General features: G+C 47.1%; 16 protein-coding genes. 11 read left to right on the top strand and 5 right to left on the bottom strand.

The genetic code is table 11. The features are described from left to right. Positions 1 to 26: 26 nt before the first annotated feature. A complete protein-coding gene (locus EJV45_RS13920) occupies positions 27 to 728 on the bottom strand; it encodes a PspC domain-containing protein (RefSeq protein WP_129716379.1) in 702 nt (233 codons plus the stop codon). A gap of 25 nt (positions 729 to 753) precedes the next feature. Continuing rightward, a complete protein-coding gene (locus tag EJV45_RS13915; RefSeq protein ID WP_129716377.1) occupies positions 754 to 1,449 on the bottom strand; it encodes an SDR family oxidoreductase in 696 nt (231 codons plus the stop codon). 138 nt (positions 1,450 to 1,587) lie between these two features. On the opposite strand from EJV45_RS13915, the gene EJV45_RS13910 reads away from it, so the two are divergent. The 6 genes from EJV45_RS13910 to msrA all read left to right on the top strand — a co-directional run bounded on the left by EJV45_RS13910 (position 1,588) and on the right by msrA (position 7,387). Beyond that, positions 1,588 to 2,322, top strand: a complete 735-nt coding sequence (locus EJV45_RS13910; protein WP_129716375.1) for an ABC transporter permease — start codon at positions 1,588 to 1,590, stop codon at positions 2,320 to 2,322. Beyond that, a complete protein-coding gene (locus EJV45_RS13905) occupies positions 2,319 to 3,071 on the top strand; it encodes an ABC transporter ATP-binding protein (RefSeq protein ID WP_129716374.1) in 753 nt (250 codons plus the stop codon). The genes EJV45_RS13910 and EJV45_RS13905 overlap by 4 nt, the downstream gene beginning before the upstream one ends. Positions 3,072 to 3,144: 73 nt before the next feature. After that, positions 3,145 to 4,026, top strand: coding sequence for a class I SAM-dependent methyltransferase (locus EJV45_RS13900; protein WP_129716372.1), 882 nt, complete (start codon positions 3,145 to 3,147; stop codon positions 4,024 to 4,026). Between the two features lie 63 nt (positions 4,027 to 4,089). Then, positions 4,090 to 5,667: an amidohydrolase family protein gene (locus EJV45_RS13895; RefSeq protein ID WP_129716370.1), complete on the top strand. Its 1,578-nt coding sequence runs from the start codon at positions 4,090 to 4,092 to the stop codon at positions 5,665 to 5,667. Positions 5,668 to 5,702: 35 nt separating this feature from the next. Further along, positions 5,703 to 6,740 (top strand): hypothetical protein, encoded by a 1,038-nt coding sequence (locus EJV45_RS13890; protein ID WP_129716368.1) that lies wholly within the window; start codon positions 5,703 to 5,705, stop codon positions 6,738 to 6,740. Positions 6,741 to 6,844: 104 nt separating this feature from the next. Continuing rightward, on the top strand, positions 6,845 to 7,387 hold the full coding sequence (gene msrA / locus EJV45_RS13885; RefSeq protein WP_129716366.1) for a peptide-methionine (S)-S-oxide reductase MsrA: 543 nt from the start codon (positions 6,845 to 6,847) through the stop codon (positions 7,385 to 7,387). Between the two features lie 34 nt (positions 7,388 to 7,421). On the opposite strand, the gene EJV45_RS13880 is transcribed toward msrA, so the two are convergent. Together EJV45_RS13880 and cdd are read right to left on the bottom strand one after the other, a co-directional pair. Next, positions 7,422 to 10,214 carry a DNA gyrase/topoisomerase IV subunit A gene (locus tag EJV45_RS13880; protein ID WP_129716364.1) on the bottom strand — a complete coding sequence of 931 codons (2,793 nt, stop codon included), beginning with the start codon at positions 10,212 to 10,214 and terminating at the stop codon, positions 7,422 to 7,424. A 93-nt stretch (positions 10,215 to 10,307) separates the two neighbouring features. Then, positions 10,308 to 10,796, bottom strand: a complete 489-nt coding sequence (gene cdd / locus EJV45_RS13875) for a cytidine deaminase (RefSeq protein WP_129716362.1) — start codon at positions 10,794 to 10,796, stop codon at positions 10,308 to 10,310. Between the two features lie 145 nt (positions 10,797 to 10,941). Between cdd and EJV45_RS13870 the strand changes: the two genes are divergently transcribed. Genes EJV45_RS13870 through EJV45_RS13860 form a run of 3 tightly spaced genes read left to right on the top strand, consistent with a single transcriptional unit; the run spans position 10,942 to position 19,222 of the window. Then, on the top strand, positions 10,942 to 15,954 hold the full coding sequence (locus tag EJV45_RS13870) for a translocation/assembly module TamB domain-containing protein (RefSeq protein ID WP_129716360.1): 5,013 nt from the start codon (positions 10,942 to 10,944) through the stop codon (positions 15,952 to 15,954). Further along, on the top strand, positions 15,938 to 18,229 hold the full coding sequence (locus EJV45_RS13865; protein ID WP_129716358.1) for a BamA/TamA family outer membrane protein: 2,292 nt from the start codon (positions 15,938 to 15,940) through the stop codon (positions 18,227 to 18,229). Before EJV45_RS13870 ends, EJV45_RS13865 begins: the two co-directional genes overlap by 17 nt. Positions 18,230 to 18,232: 3 nt before the next feature. Further along, positions 18,233 to 19,222: a YihY/virulence factor BrkB family protein gene (locus tag EJV45_RS13860; protein ID WP_129716356.1), complete on the top strand. Its 990-nt coding sequence runs from the start codon at positions 18,233 to 18,235 to the stop codon at positions 19,220 to 19,222. A 2-nt stretch (positions 19,223 to 19,224) separates the two neighbouring features. Here the strand turns inward: EJV45_RS13860 and EJV45_RS13855 are convergent, their stop codons facing one another. Further along, positions 19,225 to 21,114, bottom strand: coding sequence for a DNA topoisomerase IV subunit B (locus EJV45_RS13855; protein WP_129716354.1), 1,890 nt, complete (start codon positions 21,112 to 21,114; stop codon positions 19,225 to 19,227). 162 nt (positions 21,115 to 21,276) lie between these two features. Here EJV45_RS13855 and EJV45_RS13850 point away from each other — a divergent pair, with 162 nt between their 5' ends. Together EJV45_RS13850 and EJV45_RS13845 are read left to right on the top strand one after the other, a co-directional pair. Continuing rightward, on the top strand, positions 21,277 to 22,614 hold the full coding sequence (locus tag EJV45_RS13850) for an APC family permease (protein WP_129716352.1): 1,338 nt from the start codon (positions 21,277 to 21,279) through the stop codon (positions 22,612 to 22,614). After that, positions 22,614 to 23,957, top strand: coding sequence for an MFS transporter (locus EJV45_RS13845; protein WP_129716350.1), 1,344 nt, complete (start codon positions 22,614 to 22,616; stop codon positions 23,955 to 23,957). The genes EJV45_RS13850 and EJV45_RS13845 overlap by 1 nt, the downstream gene beginning before the upstream one ends. Positions 23,958 to 24,115 lie beyond the last annotated feature (158 nt).

Below are 24,115 nucleotides of genomic sequence, written 5' to 3'. Positions count from 1 at the left end.
ATGCCTGAGCACCGTTTTCATTTTTGTTAGTTGTGATCAGGTTTGTGCGGATCAACACTTCCCGTTTCTGTGCCGCCATAGGTACCACCAACCTGACCGGGAGGCACGTCTGCTGGCGGAACCGGCTCAACAGGCGCTGAGTTTGTAACAACAGGCTCATCAGCATTAGCTGCCTTGAATTTTTCCCATTCATTCTTTCGTCTCGATCTGGCAATGAAGATAACGCCGATCGCTATAAAAATCAGGGGCCATAACTTCGTTAAACTGAACCAGTAGGGTATAAAATCAAACTGATCCAACAGGAAATAACACCCCAGTACGAGTAGAAACAATCCGCCCACGATGCGTCCGGTATCATTGTTTCTCGGTGTGGTTTTGAAATCTGCAGGTTTCTGACCAAAACTGGTGCTGGTCCAGTCTGGCTGACTTCCTGCATTTGAAGCGCCCGGCTCTGCATTGACCGGTGGCGCACCGAACGGATTATACTTCTGCTGTTCTTTCGCAAAGTATTCATTGAACCGGGTAAAACGTGCCACAGGATCGTTATTTACCGGAATGATAATCCACATCACGATGTAAACCAGTAACCCGGTACCAAACATGAAGATTCCGGCCAGCACAAACAGCAGCCTCACGATGGTAATGTCTACCTGCATATAATCGGCGAGGCCTGAGGCCACACCTGCAATCATCTTATTATGTTCGTTTCTATAAAGCCTGTTTTCCATGACTAATTCTCCTCTATTTTCTAATTCATCCCTTGAATTGCAACGGTCTGATCACGATCTCTTCAACATTCGCGCCGGGACTTAACCGGAGTACGCTGCCGATGGTTTCTGCAATATCTTCGGGCTGTATAAACTGCTCTTTCGGAAGCGTTGTTCCCTCCCATGAGGAAGTGTATGTTGAGCCCGGCAAAATTGCCGTTACCTTTACGCGATGCGGGGTCAGTTCCTGCCGCAATACATCATTAAGACTTAGCAGAGCCGCTTTTGTTACACTGTAACTTCCGGCATTCGGTTCTGGTTTTTTGCTTGCTACCGAACATATGGTAAATATGTGCCCGCTTTCTGCGGAACGCATCATTTTGCCGATAAATTTACTGGAATAATATGCCGCATTCAGATTTATCTGCAGTTGTGTCTCGAGGGCTTCATCATCTTCATCAAGCAGCCCCCCTGGTCTGAATATGCCCAGATTATTAACCAGTACATCGATTTTTGAAACCTTAGCCGCTATATTTTCGCAAAACTTTCGCAGCTCTTCCTTATTGCCGGCATCTGCTGCAAAGGTGTAAACTTTGCCCCCTGATTGACCCGCTTCAATCTTAAGCTCTTCAAGCTCAGATCCATTTCGTGCACACACAAAAAGGTTGTAACCCAGACTCGCCAGCTTCAGCGAAACAGCGCGCCCTATGCCCCGCGTCGCACCTGTAATAACTGCATTCATAATTCTTGTTGTTTATTAAATATGCTGTGGTAAAGATGGCAGAAAGCCTGTATATTTTAACAATCTTTTAATGGTCCCAACAATTTTATCGTTTCTTTGTATTAGTATTGTACAAACACGGTTAATGTTTACTATTGAATGAATTTTACCAACTTCGGCAGGTATCTGCTTCTTCTTAAGGCAGTTTTCAGAAGACCCGAGAAACTCAAAATCTACATCCGGGAATTGGTCAAGCAGATGAACTATATAGGAGTTGGATCGCTTGGACTGATTTCCATCATTTCCACCTTTATCGGTGCGGTAATGACGCTGCAGATCGCCTTTCAGTTGGTTAGTGATTTTATTCCGAAAACAATTATTGGTTCTGTGAATCGCGATTCAAGTATCTTAGAGCTTAGTCCGACGATCAGCGCCATTGTATTAGCCGGGAAAATCGGCTCTGCCATCTCCTCTGAGATCGGAACAATGCGTGTTACCGAACAGATTGATGCGCTGGAGATTATGGGAATCAACGCACCGGGCTACCTGATCCTTCCGAAAATTATCTCCGGAATTACAATGGTACCCTTGCTGGTAATTATATCAATGTTTCTGAGCATTACCGGTGGTTACATCGGCGGTACGCTTTCAGGAGCTGTTTCACCGGCAGAATATATGCAGGGTATTACCACAGACTTCAATCCTTACACGATCGTGGTTGCACTGGTTAAAGCATTTGTTTTCGGGTTCGTTATTACGTCTGTGCCGGCATACGAAGGCTTTTATGTTAAAGGTGGTGCAGTAGAGGTATCGCAGGCCAGTACGCGGGCGGTCGTGGTAAGCTGTATCTCAATTCTTGCCTGCGATTACATTGTAACCCAATTGCTGCTATGATCGAGATCAGGGATATCAACAAGTCGTTCGACAATAACCAGGTGCTGAAAGGAATTTCCAGTAAGTTCGAATCTGGTGTCACCAACCTGATCATCGGCGGTTCAGGGTCAGGTAAAACAACACTTCTAAAGTGTATGGTCGGACTCCACCAGCCGGATTCGGGCTCAGTGCTTTATGACGACCGGGACTTTACACCGATGACTTTCGAAGAGCGGATTGAAATCCGTAAGGAAATCGGCATGCTTTTCCAGGGATCAGCGCTGTTCGACAGCCAGACGGTTGAGGAAAACATCATGTTCCCGCTAAACATGTTTACAGATCAGTCTTTGGCCGAAAAGCGGGATCGGGTCGATTTTTGCCTGGAACGCGTAAACCTGCAGGGCAAGAACAAGCTGTTTCCGGCAGAGCTTTCGGGTGGCATGAAAAAACGTGTGGGTATTGCGCGGGCCATTGCGATGAACCCGAAGTACCTGTTTTGTGATGAGCCGAACTCCGGGCTTGATCCGAAGACATCGATCGTTATTGATGAACTCATCAAAGAAATTACCGAAGAATACAACACGACAACGATCGTGGTCACGCACGACATGAATTCGGTTATGGGTATCGGCGACTATATCCTGTTCCTGTACGAAGGCAAAAAGTTCTGGGAAGGATCAAACAAGGAGATCGCCCATACCGACATCGAAGAACTGAACGACTTTGTTTTTGCCAGCCGGTTTATGAAAGCTGCGAAAGCGAAGTTTTAGATAGACTATAGTCTGTAGACCGTGGTTCATAGTTCATGGTCTATTGAGCAAAACTCCCTATCTTCGTGCCTTTATGATTCAACTATTAAGCCCCCGGCACTGGAAAGACTACGAACTGCTTGATTGCGGTGATTTTGAAAAGCTTGAGCGTTTCGGGAACGTCGTCATGATCAGGCCGGAGCCCCAGGCTGTCTGGAAAAAAATTCTCAGCGAGCAGGAGTGGAAAAAAGCTGCGCATATTACCTTCAGGGGTCGCTCGGCGACATCGGGCGAATGGGTAAAAAAAACACCGTCACTTCCTGACCGCTGGCACGTCACTTATGGAAACGAGGATGTGTCTATTAAACTAAGGCTTGCACTTACTTCTTTTAAACATGTGGGCCTGTTTCCGGAACAGGCAGTAAACTGGGATTATATTTCTTCGTCTATAAAAAAATTCCGGACGCCCCAGCCAAAAGTGCTGAACCTGTTTGCATACACAGGGGGAGCTACCATGGTTGCGCGCGCAGCAGGGGCTGATACTACGCATGTTGATTCGATCAGGCAGGTTGTTACCTGGGCAAATGAAAACCAGGAACTGTCAGGTTTGAAAGATATCAGGTGGCTGGTTGAAGATGCCCTTAAATTTGTGAAGCGCGAATTAAAACGGGGTAAAAAATACAATGGTATTATTCTCGATCCGCCTGCATATGGCCATGGCCCAAATGGTGAAAAGTGGAAACTGGAAGACCACATTCAGGAAATGATGCAGGATGTTGTACAGCTTCTGGATGAAAAGGAACATTTCCTGATCCTGAACACTTATTCGTTGGGCTTTTCATCGGTTATCGTAGAAAATCTGATCCGAACGTCGTTCCCGGCGGTTAAAAATCTCGAAACCGGAGAATTATTTCTGCAGGCAACAAGTGGTGTAAAACTTCCGCTCGGCGTTTTCGGCAAATTCTGCAGTGTGTAAATGTTGAATACTTTATTTCGAAAAAACCTGCTGTTCAACTAATTTTCAAAAAAAATTAAAAAATTGAGAAAAACTGCGCTGTCTATTCTGTTTGCTGCCTGTTTCATTGGTGCAGCTGCGCAGCAACGCTTTGATGTGCTGATTAAGAACGGCAGGATCATTGATGGCAGCGGCAATCCCTGGTTTAAAGGTGATGTGGGAATCAAGGCCGGTAAGATTGCTGCGGTTGGCAATCTGCAGAATGCCACCGCAGCGAAAACCCTGGATGCCGGCGGCCTTGTCGTTGCGCCGGGTTTCATTGATGTGCATACGCATATCGAGGATGACGAGCGCAAACAACCAACGGCCGATAACTTTATCTATGACGGCGTAACCACAGTTGTTACAGGAAACTGCGGCAGCTCTGAAAACGACCTGCCCAGGTATTTCAGTTTTATAGACAGCCTCAGGTTATCGGTAAATGTCGCTTCATTTATCGGTCACAATAACGTCCGCAGGGCCGCCATGGGCATGGCTATGCGCGAACCAAGTGCTGCAGAGCTGGACAAAATGCGCAGCCATATTGCAGGAGCAATGAAAGCCGGCGCCGTAGGTTTTTCAACGGGGCTTATTTACACCCCCGGAACCTACTCAAAATCGCAGGAAGTCATCGAACTGGCAAAAGTTGCCGCCAGCTACGGCGGCCTCTACACCTCACACATGCGAAGTGAGGCTGATAAGATATTTGAGGCCATCGATGAGACGATCAACATCGGCCGTCAGGCCAAAATGCGCGTAGAGATATCGCATTTTAAGGTGGGCAAACCAAATTGGGGCCGGACAGCGGAAATGATCGAAAAAGTCGAAGATGCACGACTGGAAGGAATCGATGTTACCGTAGATCAGTATCCTTACACGGCGAGCAGTACCGGCCTGAGTTCTATTATCCCGTCATGGGCCCTGGCAGACGGAACCGACTCACTGAAGGCCCGCCTGAAAAATCCACAGATTTATAAAAAACTCGAAGCGGAAATGGTTGGCGACCTGAAACGCCGTCAGCGAAAAAACTTTGACTATGCTATGGTAGCTAACTACAGGGCAGACACAAGCCTGAACGGGAAAAGCATCATGGAAATAAACAGGCTGCGCGGAAGGAAAAGCCGGCCGGCAGACGAAATCCGAACCATCCTGGAAATGATGGAAAACGGAGGTGCCCAAATGGTTTTTCATGGAATGGATGAGCAGGATGTAGAAAAGATCATGCAATACCCTTATACCATGATTGCCTCTGATGCTTCAATCCGGGTATGGAACGAGGGCGTCCCTCATCCCAGGGGATATGGCAGTAATGCCCGCGTACTCGGACGTTATGTAAGAGAGAAGAAAATCATCCGTCTGGAAGACGCCATCCGTAAAATGACATCGCTGCCTGCGCAGAAGATGGAATTTAAGGACCGCGGTTTGCTCAAAGCGGGCATGGCAGCAGATGTTGTTGTGTTTGACCCGGCTACAGTTGCCGATAAATCGGTATATAACAAGCCGCACCAGTATTCGACCGGGTTCAGGTATGTGCTTGTAAATGGTGCACTTACCCTCGACAATGAAAAACATACGGGCGCCCGTGCAGGAACAATCCTGCGTGGGCCAAGTTATGAAAAATGAACAACAGATTACAAGAAATATAACCCAAGATCACTATGAAAATGCCACAATTGGCCGCAACTTTTTTCACTGCGCTGACGGCCTGTACGCTGCTGGTCAGCTGCAGCACAGATGCAAAAAACAAACAAACAGGACTGTCTGACACAACAAAGAAGGGAGCCGCAGCAAAAGAAGAGGTTTTGCAACCTATTGATACCGTTGTGTACGACTCTTTGATGCGCAAGCTTGCCAATGGCGACACCACCGGAAAATGGCCGGTTAAATCAAAAATTTATCCGAAAGACGGCGCTATCCTTCCTTATAAACGCATCGTGGCCTACTACGGTAACCTGTATTCGAAAAACATGGGTATTTTAGGAGAGTTGCCGCCAAAACAAATGCTGGCCAAACTTGATATCGAGGTGAAGAGATGGGAGAAAGCTGATCCGGGAACTCCTGTTCAGCCCGCCCTTCATTATATCGCCGTTGTGGCGCAGGGCGATGGCGGTAAGGACGGCAAATACCGTTTCCGGATGCCAGACAAACAGATTGATTCGGTTATGACCATATCAAAAATGCGCAACAACATGATCGTATTCCTGGATATTCAGGTTTCGCTCAGTACCATCCGCGATGAGCTGCCTCGCCTGGAAAAATACCTGAAACTGCCAAATGTACACCTTGGTATTGACCCTGAGTTCTCAATGAAGGACGGTTCGAGACCAGGTAAACGGATCGGCACTTATGACGCTGCTGACATCAACTACTGCATAAATTATCTTGGAAAGCTGGTAAAAGACAATAATCTGCCGCCAAAAGTATTCGTGGTACACCGCTTCACTAAAAAGATGGTTACAAATAGTGCAAACATTAAACCTACACGCGAAGTTCAGGTGGTCATGCATATGGATGGCTGGGGCGAACCAGAGCTTAAAAAAGGAACCTACCGTCACTTCATTTATTCAGAACCTGTTCAGTTCACCGGATTTAAAATCTTTTATAAGAACGACCTGAAAAAGTCGCCGAACGTTTTGATGACACCGGAAGACCTTGTAAAGCTAAAACCTAAGCCGATCTACATTCAGTATCAATAATACACAGCCCCGAAAGGGGCTTTTTTATTGCGCTGTGATATTCAGGCTTGACAACGCTGTTTGAACCTGAAAACCAAGTGTCTGCGAAATTCGTTTATTAAGATATGCAAACAGCAACATTTGGCGGTGGCTGCTTCTGGTGCACCGAGGCTATTTTTCAGACGTTAAGCGGCGTTGAGAAAGTAACGTCGGGCTATAGCGGCGGAGAAACGCGGCACCCGACATATATGGAAATAAGCAATGGTGATACCGGGCACGCAGAAGTGATTCAGATTGAATTTGACGAGGAAAAGATCAGTTACCCCGAACTGTTGCTTATTTTTTTCAGGACACATAATCCAACAACAAGAAACCGGCAGGGAAATGACATCGGATCACAGTACCGCTCGGTCATTTTCTGGCATAGCGAAACGCAGCGCCGACAGGCTGAGGAGATAATCAGGGAACTTACTGACGGGAAGATTTTCGACGGGGAGATCATAACCGAACTGGCGGCCGCAGGCGATTTCTATCCGGCTGAAGGATATCACCAGAATTACTTCATGCAAAATATGTACAAGCCCTATTGCAGTTTTGTCATTCAGCCGAAGCTGAACAAATTTGCCGAAGAATTTCGTGATAAAATCCGACCAGAATTGTTTGAATAAAAAGAAGCCTCCTGAACAACCGGAGGCTTCTTTTTTAGAATAAACCTAATTGTCCTTTATCATCTATTTCGATATCGTCTTTATTCGTGATTTCGAAATCGATCTTTTTTGCCGGCTTCTGAACCGGCGACGATTCTGAGGGTTCCGGAACAGGTTTCTCCTCAGCCGCTGGAGCTGGGCCGCTGCCCGGCTGCGGCTCATCCGGTTTATCGGCTACGTTGCCCTGTACATCTTCCGGTAAATTTGTTTCGGGCTGACCGTCCACTTCTGTTGAAGTACCCGCGTCACCCCCATTATCACCGGGCCCCTCCTCCTCTTCAGCCGCGATCACCTCGGGCTCATGAAGCGTAATTTTTTGTATATCGTGTGCTGATACACGGTTACCATTTGCCTTCATCCCTTTCACATCAATCATTTCGGCTATAGCGGTTGTAAGCGTTTCCGGTATCTGCGTTTTCCCTTTGAGCACATCGATTTCAAGCGTCGCCCCGGGGTTAAACGTAATGTATTGCATACGGGATCCCGGTTCCTCACTGATTATAGAAACCTTTTTGCCTACCACAACAGGTTCAAACGTAAATCTTTTTATAAAATGATTTTTCGCTTTCCCATCATAATGAACTACGGCAAAAACTTCTTCCGCGTTAAATTTACGTATCAGCACCAGGCCATCATCAAAATGGTTGCTGAGATCAAAAGATGATAACTCATACCAGCCATCTTTGTGAACAAGCAGTATTTTATCGTCGCCGTCAAACTCGCCAAGATATAGGCCACGCGCATCCACATTCAATCGCTTCAGCAAATCATCATACCAGATTTTGCGTCCTGCTAAAGTAGACACGCCCTTGCTTTTCAGCGTAATCTTTTTCAGCGGATATTTAGAAACGATATTGCCTTGCGAGCCGCGACCCTTTATTGCTATCTCTGCAAAGTCAAGGTCAAACTGCAGTTTGCGTAACTTGGAATGAGGCTTAAGCTGCACGTTAATCACTTCAGCCTCGCCATTCGGGTTTGCTGTAAAATAAAGCGCCTTTGACCCCTTACTTCCTTTTGTCAGGTCGTATTCCTTATCGCGGGTTACGCCCAGTATAGAAAAGCGCTTTACATACGATACCCCCGAAGCGCCATCACGATATACCAGGTTGTAAACGGTACGTTCATCATTTTTCTTGAACACCTGTGCGTGGAGGATTCCTTTGCCGACAAATGTTTTATCGGCAACCTTGGTAATAATACATTTCCCATCCTCACGAAAGACAATAATTTCGTCCAGGTCAGAACAATCTGCAACAAACTGATCTTTTTTCAATCCGGTGCCGATAAAGCCATCCTGCGGATTCATATAAAGCTTGACATTTGCAAGCGCCACCTTTGCCGCTTCTACTTTATCAAAGAGCCTGATCTCGGTTTTGCGCTCTCTGCCCTTACCATATTTATCGCGCAGTTTCTCGAACCAGGCAATGGCATAGTCGGTCAGGTGTTTCAGGTGATTCTTAACAATTTTGATGTCGGCCTCCAGCGCGCGCATCTGCTCGTCGGCCTTTTTTACATCAAACCTTGTAATGCTGCTCATTGGTTTATCAATAAGCCTTTTCAGGTCTTCAGGGCGGATCTCGCGATAAAGCGACTCTTTAAACGGAGCAAACAACAGATTTAAGACATCAACTACATGTTCGAAGCTGCCGGCATTTTCGTACTCAGGGTTTTTATACATTCCCTCCTGGATAAATATCTTCAGGAGTGATGAAAAGAATATTTTTTCGAGAAGTTCGTGCAGACGGATCTCCAGTTCTTTCTTGAGCAGCGCCCTGGTAAATTTTGAATTCTCTATCAGGATATCATTCACACTCATAAAGTGTGGTTTGTCATCCCGGATGATACAGGTATTTGGCGAGATCGAAACCTCACACGCAGTGAAAGCGTACAAGGCGTCGATTGTCACATCAGGAGAAATGCCGGGCGCCAGGTGAACAACGATCTCTACGTTTTTAGCAGTATTATCTTCGATCTTTTTGATCTTGATCTTGCCTTTATCGTTGGCAGAAAGTATACTGTCTATAACAGAACCGGTTGTGGTACTGAAGGGAATTTCGGTAATGACAAGCGTCTTTTTGTCACGTTCGGTAATTTTAGCCCGAACGCGGATTTTGCCGCCGCGCATGCCTTCGTTGTATGCCGAAAAATCGGCCATGCCGCCGGTAAAAAAGTCAGGAAGAATGTTTGGCCGATTGCCTTTAAGCGCCTCAATTGAGGCATCAAGCAACTCGATAAAGTTATGCGGCATCACTTTGGTCGCCAGACCGACAGCAATACCTTCTGCGCCCTGGGCAAGCAGGAGCGGGAATTTTACAGGGAGTGTGATCGGTTCGTTATTACGGCCATCGTAACTGAGCTGCCACTCGGTTGTGTCAGGATTAAATACAACCTCGTTGGCAAATTTTGATAACCGCGCCTCGATGTACCGGGGGGCCGCAGCACTGTCGCCGGTAACCGGATCCCCCCAGTTTCCCTGGCAATCAATAAGAAGATCTTTCTGCCCGATCTGTACCATCGCATCGCCGATAGATGCATCACCGTGCGGATGATACTTCATCGTATTGCCGATCACGTTTGCGGCTTTATTAAACCGGCCGTCGTCCATTTCCTTGAGCGAGTGCATAATTCTTCGCTGCACAGGTTTTAGTCCGTCGTTGATATGGGGTACTGCGCGGTCAAGTATCACATAAGAGGCATAGTCAAGAAACCAGTTTTCATACAACCCGGTTATGGGCGTAACGGCATGCATGCTCTCATCGCTGATGTTGTCGTTCAGTTCTTCACTCATTCTATCCTGTTTATTTGGAAACCGTAAAGATAATCATGCGCAGCACTATTCTGCCGTACAAGTTTTAAACACACAGATGTTAGAAGCACAAAGTCAGGCTTTCAGCCGCTCTTCGTTAAAAGCAAAAGGAAGCAGGTCGCGTACTGAATTTACGCGGATCACTTCCCCGCCAATACAATAAAAAAGCACGGCGATGGGCTGCTTCTGGCGTTTTTCAAACTCAGCCATCACCTGCAGACAGGCACCGCAGGAAGTGACAGGCTGCCTGATTACAAAACGATCTGTCCGGGCTGTTACAGCCATGACGGTAATGGCGGTACCCGGAAATTGTGTGCCAACGGCAAACAACGCTGTACGCTCCGCGCACAGGCCTGACGGGTAAGCGATATTTTCCTGGTTGCTGCCTGATACGATCTGCCCGTCTTCAAGCTGCAGCGCAGCACCGACGCGAAATTCAGAATAAGGTGAATAAGAAGTTTCGGTGGCTGAAACCGCCGCCCTGCAAAGCCGCTGCTCATTTTCATTAAGTGCCTCGACACTCGTAAACCGATGATAGTGAATATGTAAACTGATTTTTTCCATAACGGTAAAAACGGGTCTCACAGCCCGGGTTGTAACATTTGTTTATTTCCTGAACAATTTAATTGATTTTTTGTATTAAAGGTGACGAACAACGGCATGAAGTGTGAGACCGTCTCTTTTTAGTAACCGCAAACTGCCATTACCCTTGAATAAATACATACGCAAAACCCTAAAAGTACTTCTCTGGATTGTAGCCATTATCATTGTCCTTGTGGTTGGCATCGCTGCATCATTAAACATTCCAGCCGTTCAGAACTTCGTAAAAGACAAAGCCATTACCTGGCTTAAAAAGAAGACAAATACCCAGGTTAGCCTGGAGAGTATCAAGATTGCATTACCTAAAGATGTTGTGCTCAACAAGTTTTACATTGAAGACCGCAACAAAGACACTTTATTGTATGCTGGCAAGCTACAGGTAGACATCAGCCTGCTTAAACTGCTGAAAAACCAGGTTGAGGTAAACGATATACAGCTTCGTAATGTGCGGGCAAACGTTAAACGGATTGCTCCCGATACGAGTTTCAACTTTTCCTTCCTCGTCGATGCCTTTGCATCGGATCAGAAAAAGCCGGAAGAAGAAACCGTGAAAGACAGCACCTCCACCCTGAAATTTTCTGTAAGCAAAGTAGAGTTTGAGGATATTGGAATCAACTACCGGGATGATGTTGCCGGTAACGACGTGAGGGTTTACCTCGGTGCCTTCACAACCCGGATCAAGGATTTTGATCTGGCAAATCAGCGGTACGTAATCAGCCGTTTCAGTCTGGACAACACGAATCTTTCTTACATGCAGCAAAAGCCGCTCGTGCAGCTGGCCAATCATCTTGAAAACAGTGTTGATACAGCAAAAGCCTCTTCAGGCAAGCTGCCATATATTGAAGTTGAAGACTTTAGTTTCAAGCAGGTTAAAGTGGCATTCAATGACCGTATTTCAAATATGAATGCCGATCTGAAGGTGGGCGAGCTTGGCTTGAAGGGTCTGTCAGTAAATCTCACCGACTCGAAATTTGGCGTGAACGATGCATTATTAAATAACTCCGACATCCGGTTTGCGTTCAAACCAGCCGAGGTTAAAAAAGTTGACAAGGCACTTGAAGAAACAAAGCCGGCTGCCGATAACACCCAGGGCCTCGCGCTGGTTGTCCAAAAAATCAACCTGAAAAATAATACGGTGCGGTTTGACAACCTGGCTGCAAAACCGGCCAAACGCGGCCTGGACTTTAACCACCTGCTTATTTCAGGACTTAACCTCGGGGCTGAACAGATCAGTTACGGCGCAGCGGGGATTCGCGCGAAGGTCAACAACGCCTCGCTGAAAGACAAAAGCGGCTTTGTCCTGGAAGAACTGAAAGGCAATGCGGTGTATACTGATCAGATGATCAGCCTGCAGAATTTTGTATTGCGCACGCCAAACACAACCATTAACAACAGTACCGATCTCCGTTTCAGCTCGCTCGACGATCTGACCAAACATCCCGAACGTGTAAAAATAGATCTGAAATTAACCAACACTGTCATCGGCGTAAAAGATGCCGGCTACTTTTCTGACGCTGTTCCTGCTGCTTACCGCAATGAAACCCTGCGCATTAATGCACGGGTTGACGGTTACATGAACAACCTGAACATTCCGCAGCTGCAGGTAAACGGTCTCAAAAACACCGTAATCGACGTCAGCGGAACGGCCAAAGGTCTCCCTGACGTAAACAAGGCCTTCCTCGATCTGAACATAAAACGGTTCTCATTGACCAAACAAGATCTTCTGGTAGTGATTCCAAGAAAATCGCTTCCGTCAAATATGACGCTCCCGAATACTGTTAACCTGAACGGAACGTTTCGCGGCGGCGTGACCAATTTCAATACCGCGCTGCAATTGCGCAGCGACATGGGTAATGCCCGTATCCTCGCGAAGATGAGCGGGCCAAAGGGCCGCGAACAATACGATGCCACCGTAGCGCTGAACAACTTCAACGTGGGTCGTTTGCTCAAACAGCAGCCAAAGCTTGGCCGGGTCACTGTTCGCGCGAAAGTTGCCGGAACGGGTATCGATCCAAAGACACTGAACGCGAGGTTTACCGCCGATCTTGTCAACGCCTATTACAACAACTATACTTACCGGAATCTCAGGCTTCAGGGAACCTATGCAAGGCAGCGGGTTACCGTGAAAGGCAGTATGCCCGACAGCAATGCCAACTTCAGACTTGATGCCGCTGCAAGCCTGGCCGGAAAATATCCTGCGGTAAAACTCGATCTGGATCTCCGCAGGCTCGATCTTCAGAAACTCAATTTCAGCAAAACTGAGCTGAGCGCCGCCGGCCTCATCAAAGCAGATTTTGCAACGGCCGATGCCGATTACCTGAACGGAAGCCTTGATTTAACCGGATTGCAGCTTGCCAAAGACGGCCGCCGTTTTAACGTAGACACAATTTCAGTACGCGCAGCAAGCAGCGCTGCAGAAAACAGCCTGACCTTGCGTTCTGAGATCCTCGATGCCACAATCGACGGAAAATACCAGCTTACAAAAGTGGGCTCTGCCGTTATCAATGAGATAAACAAATACTACCAGTTTGGTACGGTTGCCAACATACCTGACCAGAGATTGCGGTTTTTCATGCGCATAAAGAACCCGAAGATCATCCAGGATTTTGTGCCAGAACTGACCACTTTCAAACCCGCAGTATTTTACGGCCTTGTTGATACGCAAAAAGACAGCCTGAAGATTAATGCGGACTTCCCCGGCATCGTTTACGGCGACTTCGCGATAGACAGCACCCGCCTGGTTGTTGACAACAAGGATCAGCGTCTTGATTACCGCTTATTTGTAAAAAGCCTTAAAAACCCGTCGATCCAGTTGTTTAATACAGAGTTGACCGGCAACGCAGCCAACAACAAACTTCTCGTGAATATCTTCCTTCGCGACAGCGGAGCAAAGGATAAGTATGTGCTCGGCGGAACCTTTGAATCCATTAACAAGGACTACCGCTTCAGCATGGATCCAAACAAACTCGTTCTCGCATATGAGAAATGGGCGGTTTCTCCCGACAATTTCATCCAGTTTGGAAAATCGGGTATTCTTGTTAATCAGTTCCAGTTGAGTAACAACAATCAGCTACTGGGCATCAACAGCACAGGTACGACCCCCAACTCGCCGTTGGAAGTTACATTTAAAGACTTCCAGATTGAGACCATCACCCGCCTGGCTGAAACAGATACAACGCTGGTAGGTGGTAAAATCAATGGTAATGCGATAGCCAAAGACCTTACCGGCTCGCCTAAGTTTGAAGCGAATCTCACGATTGACCAGCTACGCTACCAGAAAGATCAGCTCGGAACATTGCGCGTAGCAGTTAACAATAACACAGAGAATGCGTTTGAAACAAATATTGCGCTGAGCGGCGTACATGAGTTACGTGCAAACGGGTTTTATTACACGGCACCGCAGAGTTCAATAGACCTGACCCTGAATATCGATAAGATCGATTTAAAAGAAATAGAAAGCTTATCTGGCGGACAAATAAGACAGGGAACCGGAAATCTGACCGGACAGCTTGCCGTAAAAGGAAGCCTGACCGCACCCCGCGTAAACGGCGACCTGACATTCCGCAATGCCGGTTTCAATGTAGCCATGATCAACTCATTCTTCCGTTTGCCAAACGAACGGATCCTGTTCGATGACCAGGGCATTGCGTTTGATAATTTTACGCTGATCGATTCCCTGAACCAGAAAGCAGTTATTGACGGACGTGTTTACACGCAGACCTTCCGCGACTTCCGTTTTGGTTTAGACATTAAAACAGACAACTTCCGGGTATTAAATTCGACGGTTGCAGACAACGAATTGTTCTATGGAACCGTTTTCCTGAGCAGCAACATAAAAGTGCGGGGTGATCTGAATCAACCCGATGTTGATGCAGACATCAGTATCAATGACAAGACCAAGTTTTACTTTGCTATTCCGTCGAATGACCCCGCAGTAATAGAGCAGGATGGAATTGTTCAGTTTATTGACGAAGATGCCGCTCCGTTTAACGGCAAACCGGCACTAAATGTAGACAGCCTGACCAAATCGCCTATTTCAGGAATCAGCTTCAGTGCGAACATTGATATCGACAAAGACGCTGAATTCAACGTGGTTGTTGATCCCGCAAATGGTGATGCCCTCCGCGTAAAGGGACAGGCTGAACTGAATGCCACTATGGATCCAAGCGGAAAGATCAGTCTTACCGGCACCTATGAATTGAATGATGGCGGCTACAATCTAAGTGTAGGCCCGCTGAAGCGGGAGTTTAAGATCCAGAATGGCAGCACCATTACCTGGACAGGAGAACCTACTTCGGCAAATCTGGATATGACCGCCATTTATGAAGTGGAAGCCGCTCCGATTGACCTGGTCGCTGACCAGATTGAAAACCGTTCTACGCTCGAGCAGAACCGCTTCAAACAAAAATTCCCGTTCCGGGTGCTGCTTAATCTTGACGGTGAACTTATGAAACCCGATATCAGTTTCGCACTGGAAATGCCGGAAGGACAAGGCGGACCTGTACGCGCTGAGACAGAAACGAAGATTCAGCAGGTTAATGCGAATCCGAATGAACTGAATAAACAAGTGTTCGCACTGCTTGCACTGGGCAGGTTTATCGCTGACAATCCATTCCAAAGCCTTGCAGGCGGCGGTGGCGTATCTACGCTGGCACGTCAGAGCGTGAGTAAACTCCTTACCGAGCAGCTGAACAACCTCGCCTCAGACCTGATCAAAGGTGTAGATCTTAATTTTGGCGTAAATTCTACCGAAGACTACTCTACCGGTCAGCTGGAAAATAAAACAGACCTGGAAGTAGGCTTGTCAAAACGCCTGCTGAACGATCGCCTTACAGTATCTGTAGGCAGTTCTTTCGGACTCGAAGGACCGAGACCGGACAATCAGAAAACAAGTAACATAGCAGGAAATGTCAACATTGAGTACCTGCTTTCGAATGATGGACGGTACCGCCTTCGCGCATATCGCCGGAACGAATATGAAGGCATTATAGAAGGGCAGATTATTGAAACAGGTGTCGGCTTTGCCCTGGTGGTAGACTACAACCGTTTCCGCGAAATCTTCCAGCGCAGCCGTGAAAAAAAGAATAAAGAACAAAGACCAAGGGATGATAAGAAAGACTAACCCTTTATGCCTCCTGCTGGTTGCCGGTTTACTGGCCGCTTGCAGCAACATTAAATACCTGAAACCGGGACAAAACCTCTATACCGGTGCGGAGATTGTTATCAACCCAGACTCTTCGGGACGGGTTAAAGACGAGAAGGGACTGAAGGCTGAACTGAAAAGTAAAACGAGACCTAAGCCCAATAAGAAAATTCTTGGACTGCGTCCGAAGCTGTACATCTATAACATCGCAGGTGAACCTAAGAAGAAAAAGGGCCTTCGCCACTGGCTTCGTACCAAGGTGGGTGAACCGCCTGTATTGAGCAGTGAGGTAAGACTGAAGCTGAATAATGACGTGTTGCGCAGCAACCTGATCAGCCAGGGTTATCTGCAGGCTACTGTAACCGGCGACACCGTAACTAAAAACCGCAAAACCAAGGCAATCTATACGGCTAATACGGGCCAGCGATACAAGATAAACAGGGTGACATTTCCGCCGGATAGCTCCCCTATCGCAGCAATTGTGAATGCGAACAAAGAAAAATCGCTGTTGAAACCGGGCTCTTATTATAGTCTGGATGTATTTAAACAGGAACGCGAAAGAATAGACAATGACCTTAAAGAAAAGGGCTTCTTTTATTTCAGCCCCGACTATATGATCTTGAAGGTAGACAGTACGATAGGTAAACACGAAGTAAACGTAAACCTCAGGGTTAAAGAAACAACGCCTGATGCGTCGTTGAAACCATATACGATCAACAACATCCGGATCTATCCTAACTATTACCTGAACCTTGATTCTGTCATCAGACGAACCAAACCGGTTCAATACAAAGATTTTGAGATATATGATCGGCGCAACACGTTCAAACCGCAGGTTTTTGAGCGCATGATCTTCTTCAACAAAGGGGATGTTTATAACCGCAGGGACCATAATCTTTCACTGAACCGTCTGGTGAACCTGAACACCTTTAAGTTTGTAAAGGCAGAATTTAATCCGGTCGACAGTTTCAAAAATAACCAGCTTGATTTAAGTGTGTATCTGACACCATTGAAAAGAAACTCGCTTTCACTCGCTGTTACCGGAACAAGTAAATCAAATAACTTTGTCGGTTCTGAAGTAACGCTGACACAGCTGACCCGCAATGTATTCCGCGGTGCCGAACAGCTTAATATAAGTGTAGGCGGCGGATTCGAAACACAGGTTAAAGGAACGCAGGCTGGTGTAAGCTCTTATTCACTAAGCGCCGAAGGAAAACTTTCTTTCCCGCGTTTCATCACGCCGTTTTTTGAGCCAAAGAGCACAAGTGCTTTCGTACCCAAAACCAATGTGACGCTGGGCTTCCAGCTGATCAACCGCGCCAATTATTTTTCTATGGGTTCTGCCAAAGGCGAATTTGGTTACAACTGGAAGGAAAGCGCATTTAAGGAACACGTACTAAACCCGATCTCCATCAACTTCGTGAAGCTGATCAGTCAGACGGATTCCTTCCGCCTGGCAAGACAGAACAACCCTGTTTTGTTCAGCACATATGAGAATCAGTTCATCATCGGTTCAAACTATACCTATACGTACAATAACCAGATTGATCAGACCCGCCGCAATAACCTCTTCTTTATGGGCAATGTGCAGACGGCAGGTAATGTGGTCGGGTTGTTCTTTAAAGAAAAAGAGGACGGTTCAAAACGCCTTTTTAATACATCCCTTACACAGTTTGTGCGTTTCGAGGCAGATCTGCGCGATTACTTCAAAATCACGCGGGGGCTCACCTGGGCAAACCGGCTGAACCTCGGTTACGGGTATGCATACGGCAACAGTTCCTCTCTGCCATTTGTGAGGCAGTTCTTTGCAGGCGGAAGTAATGACATCAGAGCTTTTGCAGCCCGATCGCTCGGTCCGGGCACCTACCGCGTAAGCCCGAATGCGCTCTTCGCAGACCAGGGCGGTGATGTGAAGATGATGTTGAATACAGAACTTCGTGCAAAACTTGTCAGTGTACTTTATGGCGCCCTGTTCGTCGATGCCGGTAACGTCTGGCTAAGACGGGAAGACCCGCTCCGGCCCGGATCACAATTCAGGCTTTCAAATGCGTTTGATGAACTTGCGGTTGGTACCGGTGCCGGCTTACGTGTAGATGCCAGCATATTTGTTGTTCGTCTTGACCTTGCTTTTCCTATCCGTAAACCATACCTGCCTGAGGGGCAACGCTGGGTATTTGATGAGGTGGCCTTTGGCGATAAGGGCTGGAGAAGAGAAAACCTGATCCTCAATATCGGTATCGGATATCCATTCTAGACAATGACTACAATAAACAAGATAAAGAAATTCGGAACAAATACTTACCAGCTGCTGGCCGCAGCCGGCAAAGGTTTCAGCGAAGACAGGGTTATGAAACTCAGCGCTGCCCTGGCCTATTATACCCTGTTTTCGCTTACTCCGCTGCTGCTGATCATTCTTTCGGTAACAAGCATTCTGTACAAGGAGGAAGCGCTGGAGGGTAAACTATTCGGGGAGATTAATGAATTTGTCGGGGCCGAAGCCGCCGCGCAAATCCAGGGATTCGTAAACAATGCCAACCTGTCTGGCAAAAGTTCGATCGGCCTGATCATCGGTATTGTTACCCTTATTATGGGTGCAACAGCAATCTTTATCGAAATCCAGGACAGCATAAATATGATCTGGAAGGTGAAGGCCGTGCCAAAGAAAGGCTGGAAGAAACTAATCACCAACCGGCTGCTCTCATTTTCTCTGATCGTCTCCATGGGTTTTTTGCTGCTGGTTTCGCTTGTTATCAACAGCATTGTGCTTAGCTTCGGCGATAAAATTCAGCGATTTTTACACCGTTATATCCCTGAAATAGACAGCACCACGACATTTATCGTCATGCTTGTCAATAACGTGCTGACGTTTGCAGTCGTAACGACAATCTTTGCCATTATCTTCAAGGTATTACCGGATGTCGTCCTGAGATGGAAATCCGCGCTGGTTGGAGCCGGATTCACGGCGCTGTTATTCGGCCTTGGCAAATGGGCAATCGGCATTTATCTGGAGAAATCCAATCCGGGACTTGCTTTCGGCGCCGCCGGATCAATCATCGTCATTCTTACCTGGATTTATTATACTGCAGTTATTCTGTACTTCGGTGCAGAATTTACGCAGGCATTCGCCGAAAAGTTTGACGAAGGGATAAAACCCACAAAATACGCGGTGCATCTGAAAACCGTCATCATTGAGAAAGAAGTAAGCGAACTGCCGCCGCAGCATCCGGAAGAAACGACGGAATCCTGATATTAAGCTACTTCACCGGTCACTACGGAGTCGTCCAGGTCAATTGCCTTTTCAGGGGCAATTTCATCTTTTTCTATACGCAGATTTCTGATAATATGCTGCTGCCGCTCTGGCGTGTTCTTACCCATGTAATACTCGAGCAGGCTTTTGATGGTTTGTTCTTTCAAAATAACCGGATCAAGCCTGATGTCTGCACCGATAAACAGGCCGAACTCTTCAGGTGAGATTTCTCCAAGGCCTTTAAAGCGGGTAATTTCCGGTTTATTACCCAGCTTTTCAATTGCGTTACGCCGCTCCTCGTCACTGTAACAATAGATCGTCTCCTTCTTGTTCCGCACGCGGAAAAGAGGCGTCTGGAGAATATACACATGGCCTGCACGGACCAGGTCAGGGAAAAACTGCAGAAAGAACGTCATCATCAGCAGCCTGATATGCATGCCATCCACGTCTGCATCTGTAGCAATTACGATATTGTTGTAATGTAGGTTTTCAATGCCATCTTCAATATTTAACGCATGCTGCAGCAGGTTAAATTCTTCATTCTCGTACACCACCTTTTTGGTAAGCTCGTAACAGTTCAGCGGTTTGCCTTTCAAACTGAATACAGCCTGAGTTTCGACATCGCGCGATTTTGTGATCGATCCCGAAGCTGAATCACCTTCCGTAATAAAAAGGGTTGTTTCGTAGCGCCGCTCATGAGTCGAGTTGAAGTGTACCTTACAGTCGCGGAGTTTTTTATTGTGAAGTGAGGCCTTTTTCGCACGGTCGTTCGCAAGTTTTTTGATACCGGCTATATCCTTGCGTTCACGTTCACTTTGCTGAATACGTTTCAGAAGCGCATCAGCAACGTCACCATGTTTATGCAGGTAATCATCAAGCTCCTTTTTTACAAAGTCATTAACAAAGGTCCTTACAGTTGGTCCGTCCGGGCCCATATTCAGAGAGCCGAGTTTTGTTTTTGTCTGGGATTCGAAAACGGGCTCCTGCACCCGCACCGACACCGCAGCGATGATAGAAGCGCGAACGTCTGCCGCATCAAACTCTTTTTTGTAAAACTCCCTGATGGTTTTTACAACCGCTTCACGAAAGGCGGCCTGGTGTGTGCCTCCCTGCGTAGTATGCTGGCCGTTCACAAAAGAGTGATAATCTTCACCGTACTGCTGACCATGCGTCATGGCAACCTCAATATCATTACCCTTCAGGTGGATGATTGGATACCGAAGACTGTCTACGTCGGCCTCACGCATAAGCAGATCGTAAAGACCACGCTCTGAAAAATACTTTTGGTTATTGAAATTGACGGTAAGCCCGGTATTCAGGAACACATAGTTCCAGATCATCTTTTCAACAAAGTCAGGGATAAAGTGAAAGTTCCGGAAAATACTTTCATCCGGCACGAAGTTGATGGCCGTACCATTGCGTTGGGTGGTCTCTATTTCAGGATGCTCTGTCGTCAGTTCACCTTTTGAAAATTCAGCTTTTTTAGTTTTGCCTTCGCGGTAGCTTTGCACAGTGAATACGGTTGAAAGTGCATTTACTGCCTTTGTACCAACGCCATTTAAGCCCACCGACTTTTGGAACGCATTGCTGTCATATTTACCGCCGGTGTTGATCTTGGAAACGCAGTCTATGACTTTACCCAGGGGAATGCCACGACCATAGTCGCGCACGCTTACCTTTTGGTCTGATACGTTGATTTCGATGGTTTTACCCGTACCCATCACAAATTCATCGATTGAATTGTCTACGATCTCCTTTAGCAACACGTAAATGCCGTCATCTGCCGAAGAGCCATCGCCAAGTTTCCCGATATACATACCCGGACGCAGCCTGATGTGTTCTTTCCAATCGAGCGAGCGAATACTGTCATCATTATAAGTAGCTTCAGCCATATGTTTCAAAAGTTAGCGGTGATGAATGCTGCGCATGCCAGGCATCGCCGGAAGGCAGGATTTTACGACATACAAATTTATGATTTTTCTATGGCTGACACAGCCTGAAAGTTTCAACAAATACACAATTAGCCGTATCTTCAGCCCCCATACTCACCAAACATGCAAATAAAAAAACAACTTTCCCTTTTTGATCTGGCCATGATTGTTGTAAGCCTGGTCATCGGGATGGGCATTTTCCGCACCCCGGTAAACGTGGCTGCAAAGGCGGGCAGTGTCGAGTTGTTTTTTGCTGCCTGGATAGCCGGCGGGGTCGTTGCGCTTTGCGGCGCACTCACTTTTGCCGAGATCGGCTCCCGTTACCCGCTGACCGGAGCATACTATAAGATCTTTTCTATTGGTTATCATCCGGCGGTTGCATTTTCAATCAACTGTATAGGAATTGTTTCTTCAGCTGCATCGGTAGCGGCGGTAACACTGATTGGTTCGGAATATATCTGCGCCATCTTTTTCCCGGAAAAAGCGACCGACGAAACATACCGCGGGGGCATTGCCATTGCAAGCATATTACTGTTATACTGCATAAACCTGCTTGGGTTAAAAGCAAGTTCGAAGACACAAAATGTGCTGACCATTGTAAAAATTCTTACGGTAGTGGTACTGATTTCTGCAATACTTTTCACTCCTCAGGCGCCTGCATCAGGGACAGTTCTGCCGGCGGCAACGGGCTGGCAGGATTACGGGAAAATGCTTGGTTTGTGCCTGATCGCCGTTTCTTTCAGCTTCGCCGGATACCAGGCCACGATAAACTTTGGCGGCGAAACCAAAGAGGCAAGGCGTATCTTGCCGCGTGCCATTATTATCGGTCTCCTGCTCATTATCTCTTTGTATCTCCTGATCAATTACGCCTATGTATGGGTAATCGGCTTTGACGCACTGGGCTCGGCCGACAGTATAGCAGCTATACTGGCTGGCAGCATTTTCGGGCCAAAGGGTTATACCATCCTTTCGGTGCTTATTTTTCTGTCGGTTTTAGGCTATGTAAACGTGAATCTGCTCAGCAACCCACGCATTATGTTTGCCATGGGTCAGGAGCGCGCCCTGCCTGCGGTTTTTTCCCAAACTACGAAAAGGAAAAATGTCATGGCAGTAAGTCTGAGCGTATATACGGCCATGGCTGTACTGATCATTTTCTTTGCAAAGACCTTTGATAAGATTTTAAACTACACTATTTTCCTGGAATGTATCAGCATGGCAAGCGGCGCAGCAGCGATCTTTATGTTAAGAAAAGCGCAGGCAGGGAAGGATGAGAGTACTTTTTACAAAGTAAAGTTATACCCGTTTATCCCTCTTCTGTTCATCCTGGCCTATGTATTTGTAGCCGTTAGCATTTATGGCGATGATCCCGCGGCTGCACTGACAGGGGTCGGCGCATTTGCAGGCTTCTGCCTCATTTACTTTATCTTTCATGCCGTAAACAAGAGAAAAACCGCGACTTGATGTCATCCCTACCGATCACTCTGAATAAAAAACAAGAATACGCTTACGCAGCAGGCATGATGGGCTGGAGCATCATGAGCAACCTGATCATCGTCATGCTTCCCTATTTCTACCTGCCGCCCAACAATGCCGGGCTGCCCGTGCTCGTGCCCCAATTGCTTTTTTTTGGCATTTTTAATGTTTTGTCGCTGATCGCGGCCTCTGGAAGGTTGGTTGATGCCTTGTACGATCCGTTCATCGCTGCGGTGAGCGACAGAAGCACGAACCCCCGGGGCCGGCGCATACCGATCATGCGCTGGGCAATTGTTCCTTCCGTGGTATGCTGCTGCCTCGTCTTCACACCGCCGCACGCCGCAGCAAGCACAGGTAACGCCTGGTGGCTGGTTATTTTGCTGTGTCTGTTTTTTGTTTCAGTAACTTCTTACATCATTCCCTATAATGCGTTGCTTGCCGAACTGGCGCACACGCAGCCTCAGAAGGTAAGACTCTCCACATTTCAGCAGGTTGGGTTTGTGGTGGGCATTATCATTTCTGCGCTCGTCAATAACTTTGCAGATCTGGTTCAGGATGTTTTTGCGGTACCGGAACGGGCGCGGGCTGTACAGTTTACGATTTGGTCGCTGGCTACACTTGCAGGCGCTGCGATGCTGCTGCCGATCCTGTCTATTGATGAGCGAAAGTTTACGCGTGGTCAATCGGCGCACATCCCATTTTTTCGTGCAATTAAAAGCACCTTCAGAAACAGCAATTTTAAATACTATCTCATTTCAGACTTCGCCTACTATACTGCATTGAGCATCATTTCAAGCGGACTTCTGTATTTCGTAACGGTATTACTGGGATTGCCCGAAGCAGAAGGCGGAAAATTCATGGCCATCATGGTACTGAGTTCCCTCCTGTTTTATCCGCTGATCAATTATGGTTCAGCAAGATTTGGTAAACGGCCAATCGTTCTGGTGGCGTTTGCGGTACTCAGTCTGATCTTCGTAACGATCTATTTTCTGGGGCGCCTGCCCATGACACCAAAGATGCAGATCGGAGTACTTGTTGTATCGGCATCGTTTCCACTTGCTGCGCTGGGCATTTTGCCTAACGCCATTCTGGCCGACATTGCACAACGGGAGGCTGAAGAAACCGGCGAAAACCGCGAAGGCATGTTTTTCGCGGTCAAATATCTGTTTGTTAAACTTGGTCAGACTATCGGTATAGGTGTTTTCGCTATGCTGACGGTTTACGGCAAAGACCCGGGAAATGATTTCGGCCTACGGCTAAACGGTATCCTAGGCTTTGTACTATGCGTAGTAGCCTTACTTTGTTTTAGTCGTTTTAAGGAAAGAAATTAGCTACAAATAGTATTTTTTTAACTTAAAGTTGGTAGCTTTGCGAAAGCTACCAACTTTGCAGGAGTCGAGCTCTATCCAGGCGACTGGGGCGCGATGCTGCACATAGACCTTGGCCCCCCCCCCTGCCGCGCGGCAGCATTTCCCCATCCCACCTTTTT

This window comes from Pedobacter sp. SYP-B3415 (genome assembly GCF_004138205.1).
Classification (GTDB): domain Bacteria; phylum Bacteroidota; class Bacteroidia; order Sphingobacteriales; family Sphingobacteriaceae; genus Pedobacter.
Note: the sequence above shows the minus strand (reverse complement) of the source record. Positions and strands in the feature narration are given on the sequence as shown.